Here is a 665-nt window from a genome sequence, read left to right as displayed (position 1 = left end):
TTAGCAATGCTAATGCTTGTTCCACCTTTTTCTGCACCTATCTTGATAATCTTTGTCGCATCATCCTGCTTAACAAGGCTATCACTCACCACATCGTTAATGTGTTTGTTAATATTTGTAACAGCATTTGTCACTTCATTATGAAGATTCGTGAAAGAACTTCCTACACCTTCAAAAGCTGCAGCAACATTATCATAGCTCTTCTCTTCAACCTTATCGCCAGCAGTATTTACTGTATTAACTTTGAAGYTTGGAGCAGCCCATTTACCTTCTTTATATTCAGCACCGCCACCAAAATAGCTCGCTAACGTATTATTCATCGAATAAAGCTGACCACCTGTTACTGCATCCGTAGAGCCAGAAGCAATRTTTCCATCCAAAATGTGAGTAATCTTGCTAGCTTTTCTTTCTTTACCTTCCCCATGTTGTGCACTAAAGGCATTGTCATCCTTACTCCACGATAAAGAATCCTGTGCAACACCCTCTGAGACTTCCTTAATACGATCATTAACATTCTTGATATTTTCATCAAGTCCAGTAAATGCAGAGCCAACATCTTTAAACTCAGCCGAATTTACCTTACCATCAGCATCAACATTGGATAATTTATACGTTGGCTGTGTAAATGCACCTCCACTAAATGCTGCACCTCCACCCAAGTATTT

1 pseudogene is annotated in these 665 nt (G+C 39.2%); it reads right to left on the bottom strand.

Annotated features, from left to right (window positions below):
* A pseudogene (locus tag CER18_RS10180) lies at window positions 1-665 on the bottom strand (Vomp family autotransporter); the annotation flags it as partial.

The organism is Bartonella tribocorum (genome assembly GCF_002777915.1).
In the GTDB taxonomy this organism is placed as follows: domain Bacteria; phylum Pseudomonadota; class Alphaproteobacteria; order Rhizobiales; family Rhizobiaceae; genus Bartonella; species Bartonella tribocorum_A.
Note: the sequence above shows the minus strand (reverse complement) of the source record. Positions and strands in the feature narration are given on the sequence as shown.